This is a genomic window from Paenibacillus dendritiformis, assembly GCF_015845845.1.
Classification (GTDB): domain Bacteria; phylum Bacillota; class Bacilli; order Paenibacillales; family Paenibacillaceae; genus Paenibacillus_B; species Paenibacillus_B dendritiformis_C.
Map to the genome: position 1 here is coordinate 1 of NZ_LDIG01000261.1, position 1,295 is coordinate 1,295.

A 1,295-nucleotide genomic window follows, 5' to 3' on the forward strand; every position below is an offset into this window, starting at 1 on the left:
AAGTCGCTCGATGCAGTAACGCGTTTTGAAATACGGCTCCGCGCAGCTGTGCATCTTTAAAACGGGCCTCCTGCAAGCTCGCCCCTGTGAAATCCACGCCAACAAAACCCAGTGGCTCCCAATCTAAAGAAGCGCCTGGTCCGTATCCGGCGTTACCCATAACAGCATCGAATATCGCCCCTTTCATCGAGCATCCGCTAAAATCGGCTCCATAAAGCAAGCTGTAGGTCAAGTCGATTCCATTCAACTGGCTTTCCTGCCATACCGTTCCTACTAAAACACAGCCATGCAAGCGACTGCGCTCCATCTCAATCTGCCGAAAAGCCGTATAGCGAAAATCCAGCAGGCTGTAATCTCCATCTGACAGTTGAACTTGGGTCAACGCTTGATAGCTGTACGCATATTCTTCTTTTTCCTCCAGCCATGACCGAATCTCACTTGCCTCCATGGCTCTGCGATCCTCGCGATACACCGATACGCTGTGATCCATGTATTCTCCCACACGAATCTCGAACATCTCTTCCCGCTCCAGCTCTTGAAACTCCGGCAAGCACACGGCCTGTTTCATCGCTAGGCGCATCATATTTACAATAAGTGCATGAACATGTTCTGCCGCCTCCAGCATGGCATGCTCCCATTCAAGCTCTGATAGGGACACATACTGCTTCTCTGCCTCCCTTCGCAATTGCTGCTGCAAATCGGCCCAATAGGCATAGGACCAGCCTGTATCCCATTCAAATCGGATCGGCTCAGGATCAAGCATCCATAGAGCATCCGAAGCCTCTACAAGATAAGCAGGTCGCTCCTCCAGCCATGTGGTACGCAGCATGGAGTATGTGATATAACCGATCTTTCCTTTTCTTCCTTGAATCTGCTCGTGCCGAATATCCCGGCAATACCCCCGAAAATCTTCGACACAGGCCTTTATCCGTTGCTCTTGTACCGCCTTGAACTTCCATGCCCAATCTCTACGGATCAGAAACCACGCCTGCTTCAAGACGGCTTGGGCTTGCTGCTGGGGATTTAGCTCTTCGTTAGTCTCCTCCATTTGTGCATTCCTCCACGACCTGAAGTTCTTCCCAGGTTCTATCATCCTGCTGCCGCTATCCTGCAGCTATCCTGCTGCCGCACCATAAACAGCCTAGTTCGACTTGACTTCACTGCCCTTTATATCCGCTGACCCGCTCAATTGAATATGACTGCCTTTGCACTCCATACGCAGCTCGCTGCCTGCGGACAAACTCATCTTTTTCCCGGCGGACAAGCTCAGGTTGCCGCCCGCCGATATATTCACC

Annotated in this window: 1 protein-coding gene; it reads right to left on the reverse strand. The window is 51.5% G+C overall.

Translation table 11 applies throughout. The annotated features are described in order from the left end of the window. Positions 1 to 1,048 (reverse strand): pentapeptide repeat-containing protein (locus tag ABD76_RS25835; protein WP_197259829.1); only part of this gene is annotated, 1,048 nt, incomplete at its 3' end. Positions 1,049 to 1,295: the final 247 nt, after the last annotated feature.